Below are 17,133 nucleotides of genomic sequence, written 5' to 3'. Positions count from 1 at the left end.
GCACCGCTCAGGAGGTCAAGCCCTTGCTGTGCCGACCGACCACGGTTGCTGCGAGGTCGGCGATTTTGATGTTCAGGTCCTGAGAAGACTTACGCAGCAGGGCGAACGCCTCGTCGCCGGACACATCGTGCAGAGCCATGATCAGGCCGATCGCCTTGCCGATCTCACGGTTGCTCTCGAGTCCGTCACGCAGAGTCGATGCTTCCTGACCGTTCATGACCGCAGCAACGGTGACTGCCGTGAACGCCGTCAGAATGATCGCCTTGCTCGCGCTATCGGTGTCGAACACACCCGGCTTGTCGGTGAAGAGGTTGAGCGCGCCGACCTTCTGATCGTCCACATTGAGCCGAAATCCCATGGCACCTCGCACCGGCGTGCGGTTCAACACCCCGCGGGCCATCGCCGGCCACTGGGTCGGTGTTCGGAAGTCGGCCTCGAGCTGCGCTGCCTCGCTGATGATCGCGTCCAGGCACGGGCCCTCGCCGGTGGCGCGCTCGATATCGTCGACGATGCGCGCGACGTCGTCCGAGGCCGCGACGGTGACAGGTTTTCCGTGGCGCATCAGCATCAGGCTTGCGTGATCACAGTGTGGGACGATCAGTACAGCGGCGTTGCAGATCGCGGTGTAGATCTCTTCCGCGCTGCTGCCTCGGTACACGATGTCGGCCAGAGCGGCGAACACTGTAGCCGGATCCGTCGACGGGCCGTCGTGCTGCGTGATTTCGTTCACTTGGCTACTCCCGTCCAGTGTCGGTGTTCGAGCGACCGGCACTCGAAGTGAACCAACCGTACCGCCACGGGATGGGGTGTTCGAACATGCGGGTACCGGCAGTAGCCTCAGGTCGTGAGCGATGCGCAAGGATCCACCGGTTTCGAGTACGGCCACGACGGTCCGAAGTCGATCGTGGTGGGGGTCGACGGTTCCGATTCCTCCTGGCGCGCCGCCGCCTATGCAGCAGGACTCGCTCGGAGGCAGCGGTCGCTGCTGGTGCTGGTGTACGTGCAGCCCATTGCGACGGCGTCGTGGGGCCAGGCCGGCATCTCACTCGTCGAAACCGGTCAGCAGATCGCCGACGAGTTGCTCGACTACGTCCGAACCTCTGCTGCACGATTCGGGGATCGCGAGCACGTGCGGTGGGAGTTCCGCACCGCGCAGGGTGATCCGTACAACGGGCTGATCGCCGTGGCAGAACAATTGCGCACCGACGCCGTCGTCGTGGGGGCGTCCGACAATGCGGGGCATCGAATCGCCGGTTCGGTGGCGGTGCGGTTGGTCAAAGCGGGCCGCTGGCCGGTGACCGTGGTGCCCTGAACGGTCCGAAATCGAGCCTGTCTGCCGTCTGCCCTGTAAAAATAGGCAGTCACCTCGTCGGATGCGAGGCGCACGTGGTGCCGTTCTCGAGGATCCGAGGAGTTCCATGGCTGGGCTGTCGCGTCGACAATTCGTAGCTCGGGTGGGGGCTCTCGCCGCGGCGTGGGGAATTGCGCCCCACGTGCTGGGTGAGGCTCTCGTTGCGCGCGCCCAGCCTGTGGAAGCGGGCGGGACCGGAACGCTGGCGCAGACGATCCTGCGAACCTTGACCGGGCCTGGTCGGTACCGCGTACTCGGTGCCGGACCGGGGGAGCCGTACATTGCTCGCCTGGACGTTCTCGGACGAGCGCCGAGTCCGTCGAGGGTGCAGTCGCGACGGTCGTTGCTCTACCTCGGGCACCTCTCGGACATGCACGTCATCGATGCGCAGTCGCCCGGACGGATCGAGCCGATGATCGTCTCCGACCACGCCGCATGGGGATCGGCGTTCCATCCGCAGGATCCGCTCACGGTGCACGTCACCGCGGCGATGGTGAAGGCCTTCGCGGACGCGCGGATCAGCCCGGTCACCGGCGCACCGATGGGGGCGGCGGTGGTCACCGGGGACAGTGCAGACATGCATTCTCATCTCGAACTGCGCTGGTACATCGATGTTCTCGACGGCGTTCCGGTTCGGCCGACGAGCGGGGACTCGAACGTCTTCGAGGGTGTCCAGGCCTGGCCGGAGGCGCAGTGGGCCTATCGGCCGGGCGATCCGTCGGGAGGGTCGTTCGGCGACTACGGATTCCCGACGCTTCCCGACCTTCTCACTCAAGCGATGTCGGGAACCGTCGAATCGGTGGGGCTGCCCGTGCCGTGGTATTCGGTGTACGGCAACCACGACACTCTGTTGCTCGGCACTTTCGATCTGTCCTCGCAGCTGCACGCGCTCGCAGTCGGTGGCCGCAAGGCGTACACCCTCGAGGCAACGGCTACGTCGGCTCTGGCCGGCTACGCCTCGACGGCCAGTCCGCTACAGCGAATGGTCGACGCGCTGGGCGTCGGATCCGGTGCGCGACCGGGGTTTCGCGCAGTCTCGGCCGATCCGTCGCGATACCTGTTCGAACAACGCGAGTTCATGCAGGAGCACTTCGAGACCACGCCGACACCGGGTCCGATCGGTCACGGCTTCACCCAACACAACCTCGATTCGGGCGAGACCTGGTGGACGGCAGACCCCACCCCGAATATCCGCACGTTCGGACTCGACACCTGCAACGCCGTCGCCGGACCCGACGGTGCGGTTCCGGAGAACCAATTCGACTGGCTCACAAATCAATTGGAGCGGGCACAGGCCGAGAACAAGCTCGTACTGATCTACACGCACCACAACAGCCTGACGTTGGAGAACAGGGCGCAGAGGCCAGGGCAGTCGGTGAAGCTCTACGGCGCAGACGAATTCGTCGATCTGCTGCTGAAGTATCCGGTGGTGATCGGCTGGCTCAACGGCCACACCCACCAGAACCAGATTCTGGCGCACTCGCGAGACGGACGCGGATTCTGGGAGATCACGACCGCGTCGTGCATCGATTTCCCGCAGCAGCAGCAAGTGGTCGAGATCGTCGACAACCGGGACGGAACCCTGTCGCTGTTCACCACGGTGCTCGACCACGCATCTCCGGTCACGCCCGGAAACAGCGGAACATACCTGGATCTGGCGTCGCGCAGCCGTGAGTTGGCGGCCAACGACTGGGCCGAGAATCCACTGATGCGTCGAGGGTCGCGTCTGGATCGCAACACCGAACTGCTCCTTCCGGCTCCGTTCGACCTGAGCACCATCACCGACGCCGCTCTCGAGCAACAACACCTGGACGAGCGCGCCAGACTGTTCGCCTACGAGACGAGGCAGGGCCGATGAACGGTAGTCACAGAGCGGCTGTGCTGGTGTCTGCGATCGTCGTGGCGTGCGCGGGGTGCTCGCAGACCGCAGCGCTCGCCCCGGTCGGCGGTGCCGAGCTCGGAAATCTGCGCTATGCCGTCAACGACGTTCTGTTGGAGAAGGGAATCGAGATCCTGGTCGCGCCGGTGTGCTCGGGTACCGGAGCAGACATCGAATGTGCCGGGGAGACAACCGACAACGAGGCGATTACCGGTTCGGCCACGTCGGACGACGCGAGCACCGTCGAGATCAAGGTCGGTACGGAGGTCCTCTATTCGGGGTCGGTGCAGGACGTTCTCGACCGCAACTCGACGGTCGGTGCGCCGTGAGAGGGATCGGTGTTCTTGCCCTCGTGGCCGTCGTGTCGGCTCTGGTTCAGGCGCTGACAGTCCTGGGTGACCCCGTACCCACGTCTTCTGTGGGATTCGCGGGGTTGGTTGCTGCCTCCGCCGCGGCAATGGTGGTCGCCCTGTGGATAACCGCATCGACAGCACTCGACGTGGTGGACGGCAATGCGCGCGGTGCGCTGAGCCGGGCATGGAGACGGCCGCGCGTCCTGGTGTGGTGCATAGCGCTGACCGGGGTTGCCGTTGCGCTGGCAATTCTTTTCCCGCTGCTTCCGGTCATCGTGATTCTGGTTGCGCTGCTGATACTTCCGGGCGTGGCCGACGGGCAACGACATCCGTTCCGCGCAGCGTCGGCTACGGTCCGGTGTTCCCCGGGGCGGTGCGCAGTCGCGGCTGTCGTCACGATTCTTGCCTACGTCCTAGCCTGGGTCGTGGCACTGGTACTGGGTTTCTTCGTCACCGGCGTGGTGGCGGCGTTCCTCACATGGGTGTGGTTCGGCGCGAATGCTGCTGTGCTGCTGGTGTACTGGTCGCGGCTGTATCGAAGGGCAGCGCTGACTTGACCGCTTTGGACGCCCTCACCCTCGGGCTCGTCGGCCGGCCGCGGCCTCGGCGACGATGTGCGCGATTCGACCTGAGCGAGTGTCGTCTCGCACGGCGCTGACGACCCACCACAGCATCTGCTTGCGGGCACTGGGCGGAAAGTCGTCCCAGGTGGTCCGAGCGTTCGGGTCTCGGTTCAGCGCCGTTGCCAACTCCGGTGGTTCTTCGAGGTCTTCGACCTGATCGGAAATCGTCCACCATCCGTTGGATTTCGCGGCAGCAATGGCGCGGCGACCCGCGTCGGTCATAAGGCCGCGGTCCTCCAAATCGGCTGCACGTTTTCGGTTGAGCCGGGTCCACTGGCTCTTCGGCCTGCGCGGGGTGAAGAGTTGCAGGCTGCGCTCCTCGTCGAGGACGGTGTTCGTGGAGTCGATCCAACCGAAGCAGATGGCTTCTTCGACTGCTTCGGGGTAGGGGCAGCGTGGTCGGTCGGTGGTGTTGCGCCACGAACACAGCCACACGCCTCGGGTCGAGGTGTGATTGTCCGCCAGCCAGGTTCGCCACTGTGTCCGAGTTTCGGCGTGAACAATCGGGTAATCGAACTTCCACGTTGGTGGGTGGTCGGACGCAGACGGCGAAGCTTCCGAAGTAGTCACTCTTGCGCTCCATCTAATCGTCCTGGCGTCGCACTTGAATATCGCATGCGTTCAGTGTGCCCACAATCGAGGACCTTCGATGTCCGCAATAGCACTGGGGTTTTTTTCATCGGCACGAATATCAGGGTTCGGCCGTCGGCATTGTGGTGCGGGCTCTGAGATCCTATTCGAAAAATTCGCACCTGCTAAGCCTGGAGAGATGGGTCTCGTGGCTAGTGCGTCTATTTGGTGAAGCCGGGGCATCGACTGCTCTGTCGCACGATCATGTCCAAGATAATCTGACGGGGTGATTCATGGCATTTCGACAGGATCAGTTGACGCCGTCCGCGCCGATTGCGTCGTTTTTGCGATCGGTGTCGAATCGAAGTAGTAGACAGGCGAGGGCCGCACTAGCCAGGAGCGCGGCGGCCGCAATGTAGCTGACGGTGTGTATCGCCACGTCGTAAGCCTGAACTGCCGATTCCACTACTTCGGGGATGGGTTTGACTGTGGACGCCAGGATTGCTGTTGGGTCCGAGTTACCCTGTGGCGCTGTACCTTCGGGAAGGGTCAGGCTGAGTCTGTACGCAATCGCCAGGGCGGTTCCGAGTACAGCGATGCCGAGTCCCGCTCCGAGCTCGAACGATGTCTCTTGTATGGCAGCCGCTTCGCCCGCGCGGTCGGGTGATGCTGCAGTCATGATGGCGTCCGCTCCGAGCGTCATGATTATCCCTGCGCCCGCACCGACCATGAGGAGCGTAGGGATCAGTGTTGGATAGGCGTCGAGGTCCGCGATGAGGTTGAGCAGGATGAGCCCGATTCCAGCGGTCGACAGACCTGCGGTGATCGACCATCGCAGCCCCACGCGGGATGAAGCTCGCGATGCGAGGGCAGCGCCGGCCGCGTTCGCGAGTGCCAGGGGCGTCAGTGCGAGGCCTGCTCGCAAACTCGAGTAGTTCCCTACGTATTGAAACCACTGCGCCAGGAAGTAGAGCATCGCGGTGTAGCTGCCGAAGCAGATCAGAACACAGAAGGTGGCAACGGAGAACCGTCGGTCGGAGAAGAGCCTCAGGTCGAGTAGCGGTTCGGGTATGCGGAGCTGTCGTCGCACGAACAGGACCAGGAAGACTATGCCGACAACGGCGAAGACGATCGATACGGTGTCGATTTTCAGTTCGGAGCCCACGGATTTTATCGAGTAGACGATGAACCCGAGGGCGATAATCGATGCGATTGCGCTGAGCGCATCCCATGTGCGTGGGACGGGATTTTTAGATTCCGGGATGACTGCAATGCCGACGATAGTCACGATGAGGACGATCGGGACGTTGACAAGGAAGACCGATCCCCACCAGAAGTGTTCGACGAGGAATCCTCCGACGACGGGTCCCAGGGATGCGCCCAGGCTGTGAGCTGCTGTCCACAGGCCGATCGCAAACGTCCTCTCCTTGCCGTCGGTGAATACCACCCGGATGATCGACACCGTCGATGCCATGATCATTGCGGTACCGATGCCGAGGATGATTCTCGCCGGTATGAGTTGCGCCGCCGAGGTGGACAGTGCGCACGCCAGCGACGCCACTCCGAACACTACGAAGCCGGTCAGCACGATTTTCTTGCGGCCGAGTTTGTCACTCAGCGTTCCGAAGGTGACCAGTAGTGCTGCGACGGTGAGGGAGTACGCGTCCAGTATCCAGAGCAGAGAGGTGTTACTGGGTCGAAGATCGGCTGCCAGGCTGGGTGCTGCGATATGAAGGACCGTCAGGTCCACACCGGCGAGGAACAAACTGAAGCAGAGGACCGCCAGGACGGCCCATCGGCGGCTGTTCGGTGGACTCTCGGCTGTCGGGTCGACGACGTGACGGGTCCGATCTGCTGTCATGGTTCCCCAGAATTTTGTCAGGTTTGCGCGCGGGGTGCTGCAGGGAAGAGGGGATTTGTCTATCTGCCGAATCCGCCGCCGTGGGCGATGAGTTCAATTCCGTTCACATATGGAACCTCATCGGATGCGAGCCATGCGATGCCCACGGCGATTTCTGCTGCCTTTGCGATTCGGCCATTGGCGACCAGTCCGCCCAACCTGAGTTCTCGTTCTTCGTCCGTCTCACCAGGCAGCCGTGTCATTTCTGTCTCGACGGGACCTGGTGCGATGCAATTGAGGCGGACACCGAGTGGAGCAAGCTCCACCGCAGCGGATCTGTTGAATGCTTCGACGCCCGCTTTTGTTGCCGTGTAGACACCGAGACCAGCGTTCGTTGCCGATGCACCGATCGCCGAGGTCACCGTCACAATCGACCCCTTTGACGCGGTGGCCATGCGGGTGGCTTCTTCGCGTATGGTCGCGATCGTTCCCGTGAGGTTGATTGCACACATCCGGGTTAAGTCGTCGTTCGTGATGTCAGCGACGTTTGCGTGTGCCCAAATGCCGACGCAGTTGATCGCCACGTCGAAGTTCCCAAACTCTGCATCGAGTTGTTGGAAGGCCGACGTGATCGAATCGAGTTTTTCTGCATCGAGGTGCCCCTCATACGCGAGGCCCTCGCGGTTGGTTCGCGTTCTTCCCAAAACTGCGACCCGATTGCTGGTCTCCGAGAGGTAGTGATCAATGACGGCCGTGGCGATACCGGACGTGCCGCCGACCACGACGATGTCGGTCATTTACTCAACTCGGCTCGCGCAGTACCGAGCTTCGGTAGGAGAGCAACGATTCCGACACTCGCGAAAGCCAGGGACAGGTAGTACACCGAGTGGACGGATCCGGATAGATCGATGATGACACCACCGAGGGATGCGCCGAGGAAGATTCCGAAGCAGATGATCGAGGTGTGGACGGTGTTGACGACGAATGATGTGCCGCCGACTCTCATGACCCGGACTGCGAATGCCGGGTTGAGACTGACGCCGGCGAATCCGAGGGCGGCGACGCCGACCAAGACTGCTGCCGAATTGCTGTCGCCGAGAAGGAACAGCAGACCGGACAAGAAGATCACCACCGCGCCGACGCAGGCGACGGACAAGGGGAAGTCGTCAGAGAGGCGACTGACCACAGTGATACCGATGACGCATGCGACGCCGTATGCGGCCAAGATGATGGGAACCCAGCTCTGGTCGAAGCCGGCACGTTCGGTGAGGATGGGGGAGAAGTAGCTGAAGATGGAGAACACGCCGCCGATCAGCAATCCGCTTGTCGCGTAGGCGAGCCACAAGCTGCCGTTCTTCAACTCCGATAGTTGAGTCAGAATTTTCGGTCGTGGGCCGGCGTCCACCGCGGGTACCAGAACGAAGCTTGCGACGAGTGCGATTGCCGCGAGAACTGCGACGAATGTGAAGGCCAGTCGCCACCCGAAGGCGTTACCGAGGAAGCTGGCGACAGGTAGACCGATGACGGTGCCGATCGTGTTGCCTCCCATGACGATACCGATTGCGCGGCCGCGGATCTTCTCGGGTACCGCCTGGGCTGCGATGGAAAGAGTGACGCCGTAGGCGGTACCCGCGGCGGCTCCGGTGAGGATGCGACCGATGACGATGACGGCGTAGTTGGGGGCTGCAGCGGCGATCAGTTCGCCAATGATGAACACGATCGAGATGGCGAGCAGGGCGGACTTGGGGCGAAACCTGGTGAGAAAGATCGAGGCGGGCGGGGCCACGATCACCATGGACAGCGCGTAGATCGCGATGAGATAACCGACGCTGGGGATCGATGCAGGCAGATCCCGTGCGAGGTCGTTCATTAAGCCCGACACCATGAACTCGCTCGTCGTGAACGCCAAGATGGTGAACGCAAGTACGTAGACGGGGAGGGGGACGCGGGTGATGCCGTCTACATTGTCGGTCTGGGTCCCGGCTAATTCGGTGCTGCTCATACGGCGGTCCTTTCATCGAGTGGATGGCCTGGACTGGTTCCTGGTGCGAGACCGAATCGGCGGCCGATTTCGGATGCGCGCGCTGTGTCGTCGTCGGTTGCCTGAGGAACGGCGACGCCGGCGGACGCGGGGGTTCCGGCTTGGATGAAGAATTCTTCGGTGCCTGGTGGCGTGAAAACGAACAGCACACGCGCTGGGACCGCGGTTCTGTTGCGGAACCAGTGGACAGTTCCGGGGGTGATGACGGCTGTGTCACCGGGCCCCGCCGTGCGTTCGATGCCGTCGATGATGATGACGAGCTCGCCAGTATGGACGTAGATCAGTTCGGTTGCTTCGAGGTGGATGTGCGGGGGCGGGCCACCTCCCGGTGGCACCCATCCGTCAGTAAGCGACACGGCTCCATTGGTGGCTTCACCTCGAACAGTGACGTTGTAGACGTCACTGCTGAGCCACATCGTGGGAGCGTCAGCGACACGGTGGAGAGTCGACGTCACTTCTGTGCCTCTTCCCGCGAGAGGAACGGGTTGGCTGTGGCTCCACTGAGGACAAGTTGCCCGGTGGACCGCACGATCGCGTCCTGAGCTACCGCGTGCTGGTTGACAGTTTCGATATCCCGCAGCATTTGGTCGATCGAGTAGCGCTTGTTGTCCTTGTAGATTGCGCGTCCGCCTGTGATGTCGTACGACTCGCGCACAACGTCTCTCGCAGTTCGGAACGCGCTCTGCCGTGCGAGGGCGGCACCGACGACTGCGGCGTGCAGGGTGTCTCGTGCCGTCGGATTGTTGGCAGCGGCCCACTGGCGTTCGAGTGAGGAGTGCACCGCGGCGCGGGCTGTGTAGAGGCGGGAGAACAGGTCTCCGATCCGCTGTTCGAGCAATGCGCGATCTTCGTTCAGCTCCGCGTACTTCGGTTGCGCCTTTTCGAGCGCCAACTCGAAAGCGGAGATGGCGATTCCCAAAGGGACGCCGGACATTTTGCGCAGGATGGCATCACGTCCGGTGTAGAGCGGACCTTGGCGTAACGGATTGTCGAAGGACATCGAACGTGAGACCGGCACAGAAGCGGTGGCGTCTCTGGTGGTGTAGTGCCGACTCCCGCTGCCTTCCAGACCGGTTGTGTGCCAGGTATCCAGGATTCGGAAATCCTGCGGAAGGGCGGCGAGGATGCGCCACTGCCACCGTTCGGTCCCGTTGTCGAGATCTTCCCGACTTTCGTAGAGCTTCACACCAGCCATCACGCGGTCGGCATGGTCGATGCCGCTGCCGAATTGCCAGTTCCCAGTGAACTCGATGCGATCGCCGCGTTGAACGGCGTTGCCTTGCGGATGAATCCACCCGGCGGAGACAATATTGGGTTGATCGAAGTACTCGTCGTGTGGATCGTCGAGGTAGCCCGAATAGATGCCGGAGTCGATGCCGATCATCACGCACCACCCCACTGAGGCATCGATCCGCGAGATGGACTCGACGATGTCGTTCTGTTCAGGGGACGACAGCCCCAGGCCGCCTGCGTCTGCAGGCTTGGCAATCGAAAACACCTGCAGCGAGCGCAACTTGTCCACGACGGCCGTTGGTAGTTTCCGTTCGACCACCATCGCCTCGCGGTGGGTAGCGACGACATCTGGCAGTTCCTTGCGAATCCTTTCGCGGAGGTCCAAATATGCCGCTGTGGTGCTGATCGGTTCGGAGAGTAGGTCGAGCACGGTAGTCATGCTGGTGTCCGTTCGTCGGGGAGGTATCGACCTCCGCTGAATCGGCGGTGAGGGTCAAGAGCATCGCGAACCACGCGAATGAGTTCATTGGCGTTGTGAGTGAGTGGGTGACCGGCATCGAGCCTGTAGGGCAGCACGCCGAGTGAGGCGAAGTCTGCGTGCAACGAATCCAAAATCTTGTGTGCAGCAGCTGATTGTGAGTTGCGGTCGAACGCAATGGAGACAACGAAGTCGACGATGTCGGGGCCGAGAAGGTTGGCGGTAGCTCCGACCGTCGGTCCCTGCTCGGCCGCGTTGTGCTGACCGATGATCGAGTACGCCTTTTCGAGAAGAGGACCATCACCGGAGAAGAGCAAGGGAAGAAAGAAGATCCAGCCGGTCCCAGATGTGTCGACGCTCGCTGGGGCAGCACCAAGCGTCGCCGCAACGAGGTGATCGTGCGTGCTGACATCTCCGGAGTAGCCGTGTACGACCAGCTTCGTCACTGCATCCGACGCCGAATCCAAGTCTTCCGCGCTGTAGAAGATCTCGGCTTTTGCCGGGTCCAGTCCCAATTGTTCGATCGCGATGTGGGTCAGAGTGCTGACGGCCGTTTTCGGTCCGTCCACAGCGAAGTAGACAACCGACTCGTCGCTGCGGTCGGCACCGGCATACGACGTCCGAGCCCCGGGACTGTAAATCTTGGGCACCGCGTTGATCAGACCCGACGCCAATGCGTTTGCTAGCGCGTCGAGGAGCTCAGGGGTGTGCTCGGAAGGGACCGTCGACTTCACGACGGCTGTGGCCTCCGGCCGTCGCAGCAGACCGACCACGCCCGCAGTGATGACGCCGAAGTTGGATTGTGTGAACAGGCCCAGTAGGTCGGGACCGGTGCCGTACCGATAGGGGACACGACCGGAGTGGACGGTGTCCGGCCACCAACCGATCCTGTGCGTGCTCGAATCGGCGAGGGTGACCTCGATGCCCAGCAGATCCTCGGTGCGGTGGCGACGGAGGCCGACACCTCGATCGAGCGCGTTCCCGAGCACCGACGTTTGAGCTGAGGAGGCCGTCACATTCAGCATGCGTGCTGTGCCGACAAGTCGTCGCGATAGTTCGGCCTGGGTGACACCGGCTTCGACGACGGCCCATCCGAGCTCGATGTCGATGTCGCGGACTGCCTTCAATGCGGCGAGCGAAATGCTCGTGGGTTGGCTGTCGACGGGCACGCTCGAACCCAACCCCCAGTTGTATCCCGTGGAGAACGCATGTATTCGGGTGTCGAAGGGAACTGTCTCGATCAGAGATCTCACATCGTCGACAGTGGTCGGTGTCAGAATGCCGGATTCGGCGTTGTCGAATTCGCCTACGTTGGCGCGCCCGTTCATCGGCCGATTGCCGGATCGTAGGGAACGGTGAATGTGGTCTTGCCTCGCGTGATTAGTTCTTGTAAAGGCTTGTGTGTCAACGTAGACCAGTCGCCGCCATCGGTGGCCATCACTCGGAGCTTGCCCTGCGCAACAAGGTCGAGTAACAGTGCGAGGTCTGTCGACGCCGTCGCATAGTTGTTGAAGCTGACCAAGCTGATCCTTCTATCGGACAGCCACCCGGTATCGACCGAGAGGTGCTCCCGCGATGAACCACCGACGAGTAGCACGGTAGCGCCGGGTGCGACCGTCGGTAGGAGCCGACCGAGCGTCGGACCACCGACCACATCCAACACCCCATCGAATAAGTGCGTCGGGTCGAGTTCGGAGACGAGCCGAATATCTTGCTCCGGGAACAGGTCGTTCTCGATCAGCCAGTGCCGCGACGCCTCGGAACGAACGATCGGAGTGACGTCAAGATTGCAATTTCGCGCAAGCTGAACGACGAGATGTCCGACTCCACCGCTGGCACCGGTGACGGCGATGCGCTTGCCTTCAACAAGACCCAGTTGTCTGATTGCACGTAGGGCAGTCAGGCCGGCAACGGGTAGCGCGGCGGCGACTGCGGAGTTGACACCGTCGGGTACTTCCGCGAGATTGTCTAGTGAGACACTTCGTTGCTGGGACCATGCTCCAGAGAAACCCCAGGTGACGACGCGCGCACCGATGGTCGGTCCAGATGCCCGGAAGTCGGACTCGACGACGACCCCGCTGGCGTCCCAGCCAGCGGGAACCGTTGCGTCCCAACTGACATTGGGCTCACCCCCGTTGAGCGAGATGTGGTCGACTCGCACCAGAACGTCGCTCTTGTCGCGTTCTGGTCCGGGTCCTTGCTCAAATTCGAATCGGTCGTCTCGTTTGTAGATCGACGTGATGCTCATGGCGCTCCTCGAAAACAGTGGCTGGTGATCAGTGCGTCGAAACAAATGCGGGTGCTACATCGCTATTCGTGTCGTTGTTCAGAACCGACGCAGAACACTTCGCGGTGATGACCTTGGCGTAGTGCAGTTCGTCTGAATAGCCGCCGCCGACGTCGACCAGCCTTGCGCTGCGGCGGCCCTCAAAGACGAAGCCTGCCTTCTCGGCAACGCGAACGGACGCGGTGTTGCCCGGTTTGATTCCGAGCTCGAACCGGTGAAACAACTGGGCTTGATGTGACCACGTGCAGAACATCTGGAGAGCGTGAACGGCGTAGCCGAGACCGCGGTACCGTTCGTGCACTTGGTATCCCACGTCCGCAACGCCCGGTGGTACTAGTTTGCGGACCTTGATGAGGCCGACAGGGGTGTTGCTGCTCGATTGCACGATTGTCAATGCCGACTTGTAGCTCAAGCGCCAGTCGAGATAGCCTCTGCGCGCCATGTTTTCGGCGTACTGACGCGTTGGGGGAGAGGTCAATGCCCAACGCCGGGACAGCGCATCCGTGTCACACTCGTAAACGAGATCCGCATCGCCCGGCTGGAGATAGCGAAGGTAGACATCCCCCGCGTCGATGCGACCGTCCTTGATGAGCGGGAAGCCGTCGGGGGCGTCCCAATCGTCGAACTTCTCCATCACCGCGAGGTGGCCCGACGTCGTCTGGCGCACCTCGACCAGCCGCATCCGCCGCGCGACAGCCCACTCGATTGCTGCTGAATCAGAGACCGCCACCTGAACTTTGGTGGGTTCAGGTGCCGAAACCGTGTGTTCCACTGAGCTTCCCCCCATCACTTCGTATTGCGGACATCCCATGTCAATTTTCTGTACAGATCCGTACACAATCGATCCGTGCAACCCGGCATGTAAGTGTTATGTCTTCTTGTCTGCTGCTCTTAAGGCTTCAGGGCGATCAATGCGCCGTCAGCAATAGCGCGCATTGCCTCGCGACCGGACCCGACCCGCGCGGCGACCCGGATGCCGACAACGGCACCGTTGATGATTTCGGCCTGAGCGCGAGGTGGCAACGTACACGAGATGTCGCCGCTGGACTGCCCGGCCCGTAGATAGTCCGCCATGATCGACAGCCTTCGGTGCAAGTTCGCCGTCAATTGCTGGAGCGGCACCGCGAGCTCGGGATCATCCGCAGCTTCGAGCGCCGTGTTCACCGAAAAGCAGCCTGATGGACCGCCCGCCGCCCGCCGGTCCATCTCGCTATCGATCAGGTCATCGAACAACACCGAAACACGGTCCAGCACAGTCATTGCACTGGACATGAGAACAGCGTCCACCGACTCGTCTGCTTCTGTGAGGTAGGTTGACATGCACTCTTCGTACAGGCCCACTTTGCTGCGGAAAGCGTTGTAGAGACTGCTGCGACCCAACCCCGTGACACGACACAAGGTCTCGGTGCTCGTGCCGTGAAAGCCATGGGTCCAGAACTGGCCGAGCGCAGCGTCGACTGCTGTGCGTCGATCGAACTCGGCTGTCCGTCCCATGAGAGGACCGTAGCAATTGTGTATCGATCTGTCCATACAAAATGGTCTGTTCTTCAAGAAGTCGAAACACAGTGGTCAACCACGGAACCAACAGCGAGTCTCGGGCGTCGGAGCTGGTACGGACGAAGAGCGGTGTGCGATATCCGACGGTGGCTACACACCTGATGGACCGGCTGTCATCGCGGGCTTCGCTTCGTGTTCGCCACGATCCAGCTGCGTTAGGGAACAGAGATCGATTCGGCACGGTTGCGGCTTCTGAGGCTCGCCGACCTGACAGGCAGGCCAACCGGGTGTGGGGCGGGCGGGGCTCGAACCCGCGACCAATGGATTATGAGATCGTACCGGGGTGCAGGTCGGGGCCTGAAATGCCCTGTCAGCAGCGATTTCCCGACTGCTCCCGATCGTTCCCGACCTCGATTGTCCCGTGTAGAGTGGGCAAAAAGTGGGCAGGAATCTCAGTCCGAATTGACCACTCGGAGCGTCACGACGTCGGCCATGGGTGGGCCCTCGATCCTGTCCGCGACATCGTTCAGATCGTCCTCGAACAGACCTGCGTAGAGATCGAGCGTCATGGCTGCCGAGGCGTGCCCGAGCATCCTCTGCACCGCCTTCACGTTCGCCCCGACCGAGATCGCGATCGACGCCGCCGTATGCCGTAGATCGTGCGGAGTGACGCGGGGGAGTCGAGCGTCGACGACTGCCTGATCGAACCAGTCCCGCCGCGCGTTCTTGTTGCGGAGGACGCCGCCCGACGGGGTGGAGAACAGGAGATCGTCCGGCCCCTTACCCGCGGTGCTCTCGGTGATGCGCGCGGCGAGCCACGTCGGCACCGGCACCGTGCGAGTGGCGTGGGTCTTGGGAGTGCCCCAGTTCAGTAGGCCGTTGATCTCGGTCACCGATTCGGCCACGGTCAGCCGTCGGCGGCCGCCGTCCCAGCGCCGGACCTTGAGTGCTGCCATCTCGCCCCACCTCAGGCCGGTGAACCCGAGTGTGAGAACGACGAGCTCACCCGGCCCGGCCTTCTCGGCGAGTGTGAACAGCTGCTCCCTCGTGAGGAACGTCGGTTCGTCGTGCCGAGCGCGCGGGAGGTTGATTCCTGATGCCGGGTTGGCAGCAATTCGCCTGTCGCGCACGGCAACATCGAGGATCATCGACATTGCGTGGTGCGCCTTCTTCACCGTCGACGGTGCCCGGTCACGCGAGAGCTCGTTGATCCACGCCTGCAGTGCCGGCGCGGTCACTTTCGCGACGTTCACGTTCTGCCAGCGGGGGAGCACCTGCTGTTCCAGCGTCTGCCGGTACCGCTCGAGCGAGGACGGCTTGACGTCGATCTTGCTGTCGTACCAATCCTGAGCGAGGTGCCCGACCGTGAGCAGCCCGGCCGCCGGTGCGACGTATCGGCCTTCGAGTTTGTCGACCTCGACGACGTTGGCGAACGTCTCGGCCGCGGCCTTGGTCACGAACCCGCGCTTGTCGGTCTGGCGACCCTCGGGCGTGCGGTACCGAACGCGGTAGCGGGTGCCCTTCGCGGTGTCGTACGGCTTGACCGTTGCCATCATCCGGCCCTTCGTAGTTTCGCTCGGCTGTCGCGGATGCGGCGCAGTCGTTTCACGAGGACCGGGTCGGCCTTGAGGGCGTCCGGGTCGTCGAGCAGTGCGGCGAGAATCTGATAGTAGCGTACAGCCGACAGTCCGAGCTGGTCGCGAATGTCGGCTTCCTTGTTGCCTGGCGCTGTGTACCAACGCTTTTCGAACTGCAGGATCTCTGCTTGTTGTGGTGTCACGGCTGTCTCCGTTCGAGCTCGTCGTCGATGAATGCGCGCTCGTCGTCGGTGAGATTTCGAACGCGGGTGAGCAGGGTGGGCAGATCGACCCACAGTTCCTCGGCCGCCTCGTCGTCGATGCGGTACCGGTTCCATGCGATGACGTCGACGAGTCGATCGAGTTCGATCAATCGCTCGGCGGTGATCCGATCGACGGCCTCTTCCTCGCGCATCGCGAGTCGCAGGTCGGCCGGCACCGGGCCGCGCTCGACGTGCACGATCTCGTGAGTGAGGGTGCAGCGGCGCTCGCGCTGGTTCGATCGGCGGTTGATCTGAATGCCGTCGGCCGTCCACGTTCCGAGGCAGCCTGTGCCACCGTCCGGATAGGCGACGTGGACGTGTGGGTGCTCGTCTCGGAGGTGTCGCCATGGGTGCCAGGTCATGAACACACCATGCGGTACGCCACCGACAAATTACGCAGTTGTAATTAGCTGACCTGCGGAAACGCGCTTACTCGTAGGGGATTCCGAGGCGCTCGCGGATCTCGTCCTCGGTCTCGCCCTTGCGCGCGGCGAGTTCGTGGTCAGCCCGTGAGCCTTGATCTGCCTCGAGCAAGGCCTGGTCCTTGTCAGCATGATGCGTTTCTCGCGCATCATGCATCATTTCGCCCACAGGTTCGCCGTCGCGGACCACATTGCTGATCCGCTGACCGAGTTCCGCAGCGGCTTTCCTGAACTTGGTTGGATCGGCAGCTATGGGGGCTCCTGGTTGGCCGCTGCTGCTGCCCGTGCCGCCGTGCTCCGTGCTGCCCGCTTGCGTCCACGATTCCTGCTCTTCGTCATCTGCATCTCCCAGTCGGTTGTCGATCATCAGGCGAACGAGCTCAACGATGACGCGCCGCTCACGGGGCGTGAGTAGGTCAGCGTCTTCCGGTAGCTCTTCGGCGAACGACGGCCCAGGTTGAGGTCGGCCGGCCGCCTCGAACGCAACCTTCTCGGAAACTCCAGCCAGCCAAGCAATGGCACGAATTGTGTCCGCCGCGGGCCGTGCAACGTAAGTCCCCTTGAGGATTCGCGAGACGGTCGATCGGTTCAGGTTGAAGCCATTCGACGTCGCGAGGTCCGCCAGACCGCGACCGGAAAGGTCGCGGACGTCCGCTGCCTCCTGGAGCAGCATCCGAAGTGTCTGGGTCTCGTTCACAGCGATAACTCTCTCCCTGGTG

At 62.4% G+C, this 17,133-nt stretch carries 19 protein-coding genes and 1 pseudogene; 4 read left to right on the top strand and 16 right to left on the bottom strand.

Translation table 11 applies throughout. The annotated features are described in order from the left end of the window. Positions 1-7: 7 nt before the first annotated feature. The gene (locus tag R4P57_RS11460) at positions 8-730 is read right to left on the bottom strand and encodes a GAF and ANTAR domain-containing protein (RefSeq protein WP_317802977.1); all 723 of its coding nucleotides are present in this window, start codon (positions 728-730) and stop codon (positions 8-10) included. Positions 731-844: 114 nt separating this feature from the next. Between R4P57_RS11460 and R4P57_RS11455 the strand changes: the two genes are divergently transcribed. The 4 genes from R4P57_RS11455 (at position 845) to R4P57_RS11440 (ending at position 4,140) form a co-directional block, all read left to right on the top strand. Beyond that, a complete protein-coding gene (locus R4P57_RS11455) occupies positions 845-1,312 on the top strand; it encodes a universal stress protein (RefSeq protein WP_317802976.1) in 468 nt (155 codons plus the stop codon). A 106-nt stretch (positions 1,313-1,418) separates the two neighbouring features. After that, complete coding sequence (locus R4P57_RS11450) at positions 1,419-3,209, top strand: TIGR03767 family metallophosphoesterase (RefSeq protein ID WP_317802975.1); 1,791 nt, start codon at positions 1,419-1,421, stop codon at positions 3,207-3,209. Then, entirely contained in the window at positions 3,206-3,559 is a 354-nt protein-coding gene (locus tag R4P57_RS11445) for a hypothetical protein (RefSeq protein WP_317802974.1), read from the top strand. Before R4P57_RS11450 ends, R4P57_RS11445 begins: the two co-directional genes overlap by 4 nt. Then, the gene (locus R4P57_RS11440; RefSeq protein WP_317802972.1) at positions 3,556-4,140 is read left to right on the top strand and encodes a hypothetical protein; all 585 of its coding nucleotides are present in this window, start codon (positions 3,556-3,558) and stop codon (positions 4,138-4,140) included. The genes R4P57_RS11445 and R4P57_RS11440 overlap by 4 nt, the downstream gene beginning before the upstream one ends. Positions 4,141-4,155: 15 nt before the next feature. Here the strand turns inward: R4P57_RS11440 and R4P57_RS11435 are convergent, their stop codons facing one another. The 15 genes and pseudogenes from R4P57_RS11435 to R4P57_RS11365 all read right to left on the bottom strand — a co-directional run bounded on the left by R4P57_RS11435 (position 4,156) and on the right by R4P57_RS11365 (position 17,111). After that, a complete protein-coding gene (locus R4P57_RS11435) occupies positions 4,156-4,776 on the bottom strand; it encodes a YdeI/OmpD-associated family protein (protein WP_317802971.1) in 621 nt (206 codons plus the stop codon). Between the two features lie 310 nt (positions 4,777-5,086). After that, entirely contained in the window at positions 5,087-6,637 is a 1,551-nt protein-coding gene (locus R4P57_RS11430; protein ID WP_317802970.1) for an MFS transporter, read from the bottom strand. 59 nt (positions 6,638-6,696) lie between these two features. Continuing rightward, positions 6,697-7,413, bottom strand: coding sequence for an SDR family oxidoreductase (locus R4P57_RS11425; protein ID WP_317802969.1), 717 nt, complete (start codon positions 7,411-7,413; stop codon positions 6,697-6,699). Next, a complete protein-coding gene (locus R4P57_RS11420) occupies positions 7,410-8,618 on the bottom strand; it encodes an MFS transporter (protein WP_317802968.1) in 1,209 nt (402 codons plus the stop codon). Before R4P57_RS11420 ends, R4P57_RS11425 begins: the two co-directional genes overlap by 4 nt. After that, positions 8,615-9,073 (bottom strand): cupin domain-containing protein, encoded by a 459-nt coding sequence (locus R4P57_RS11415; RefSeq protein WP_317802967.1) that lies wholly within the window; start codon positions 9,071-9,073, stop codon positions 8,615-8,617. The genes R4P57_RS11420 and R4P57_RS11415 overlap by 4 nt, the downstream gene beginning before the upstream one ends. A 35-nt stretch (positions 9,074-9,108) precedes the next feature. Next, positions 9,109-10,329, bottom strand: coding sequence for an acyl-CoA dehydrogenase family protein (locus tag R4P57_RS11410; protein ID WP_317802966.1), 1,221 nt, complete (start codon positions 10,327-10,329; stop codon positions 9,109-9,111). Further along, positions 10,326-11,696 carry an FAD-binding oxidoreductase gene (locus R4P57_RS11405; RefSeq protein ID WP_317802965.1) on the bottom strand — a complete coding sequence of 457 codons (1,371 nt, stop codon included), beginning with the start codon at positions 11,694-11,696 and terminating at the stop codon, positions 10,326-10,328. Before R4P57_RS11405 ends, R4P57_RS11410 begins: the two co-directional genes overlap by 4 nt. Next, positions 11,693-12,616, bottom strand: coding sequence for a zinc-binding dehydrogenase (locus R4P57_RS11400; RefSeq protein ID WP_317802964.1), 924 nt, complete (start codon positions 12,614-12,616; stop codon positions 11,693-11,695). The genes R4P57_RS11405 and R4P57_RS11400 overlap by 4 nt, the downstream gene beginning before the upstream one ends. 28 nt (positions 12,617-12,644) lie before the next feature. After that, a complete protein-coding gene (locus R4P57_RS11395; protein WP_317802963.1) occupies positions 12,645-13,427 on the bottom strand; it encodes a GNAT family N-acetyltransferase in 783 nt (260 codons plus the stop codon). Positions 13,428-13,546: 119 nt separating this feature from the next. Next, complete coding sequence (locus tag R4P57_RS11390; RefSeq protein ID WP_317803257.1) at positions 13,547-13,915, bottom strand: TetR family transcriptional regulator C-terminal domain-containing protein; 369 nt, start codon at positions 13,913-13,915, stop codon at positions 13,547-13,549. Positions 13,916-13,987: 72 nt separating this feature from the next. Then, positions 13,988-14,149 (bottom strand): annotated as a pseudogene (locus tag R4P57_RS11385) (TetR/AcrR family transcriptional regulator); the annotation flags it as partial. A 455-nt stretch (positions 14,150-14,604) separates the two neighbouring features. Further along, a complete protein-coding gene (locus R4P57_RS11380) occupies positions 14,605-15,708 on the bottom strand; it encodes a tyrosine-type recombinase/integrase (protein WP_317802962.1) in 1,104 nt (367 codons plus the stop codon). Continuing rightward, on the bottom strand, positions 15,705-15,932 hold the full coding sequence (locus tag R4P57_RS11375; protein WP_317802961.1) for a DUF3263 domain-containing protein: 228 nt from the start codon (positions 15,930-15,932) through the stop codon (positions 15,705-15,707). The genes R4P57_RS11380 and R4P57_RS11375 overlap by 4 nt, the downstream gene beginning before the upstream one ends. After that, positions 15,929-16,354 (bottom strand): hypothetical protein, encoded by a 426-nt coding sequence (locus R4P57_RS11370; protein WP_317802959.1) that lies wholly within the window; start codon positions 16,352-16,354, stop codon positions 15,929-15,931. The genes R4P57_RS11375 and R4P57_RS11370 overlap by 4 nt, the downstream gene beginning before the upstream one ends. A 67-nt stretch (positions 16,355-16,421) precedes the next feature. After that, complete coding sequence (locus tag R4P57_RS11365) at positions 16,422-17,111, bottom strand: hypothetical protein (protein ID WP_317802958.1); 690 nt, start codon at positions 17,109-17,111, stop codon at positions 16,422-16,424. Positions 17,112-17,133: the final 22 nt, after the last annotated feature.

The organism is Rhodococcus sp. IEGM 1330 (assembly GCF_033142445.1).
Classification (GTDB): Bacteria; Actinomycetota; Actinomycetes; order Mycobacteriales; family Mycobacteriaceae; genus Rhodococcoides.
This window is presented reverse-complemented; position numbering and strand designations above follow the sequence as displayed.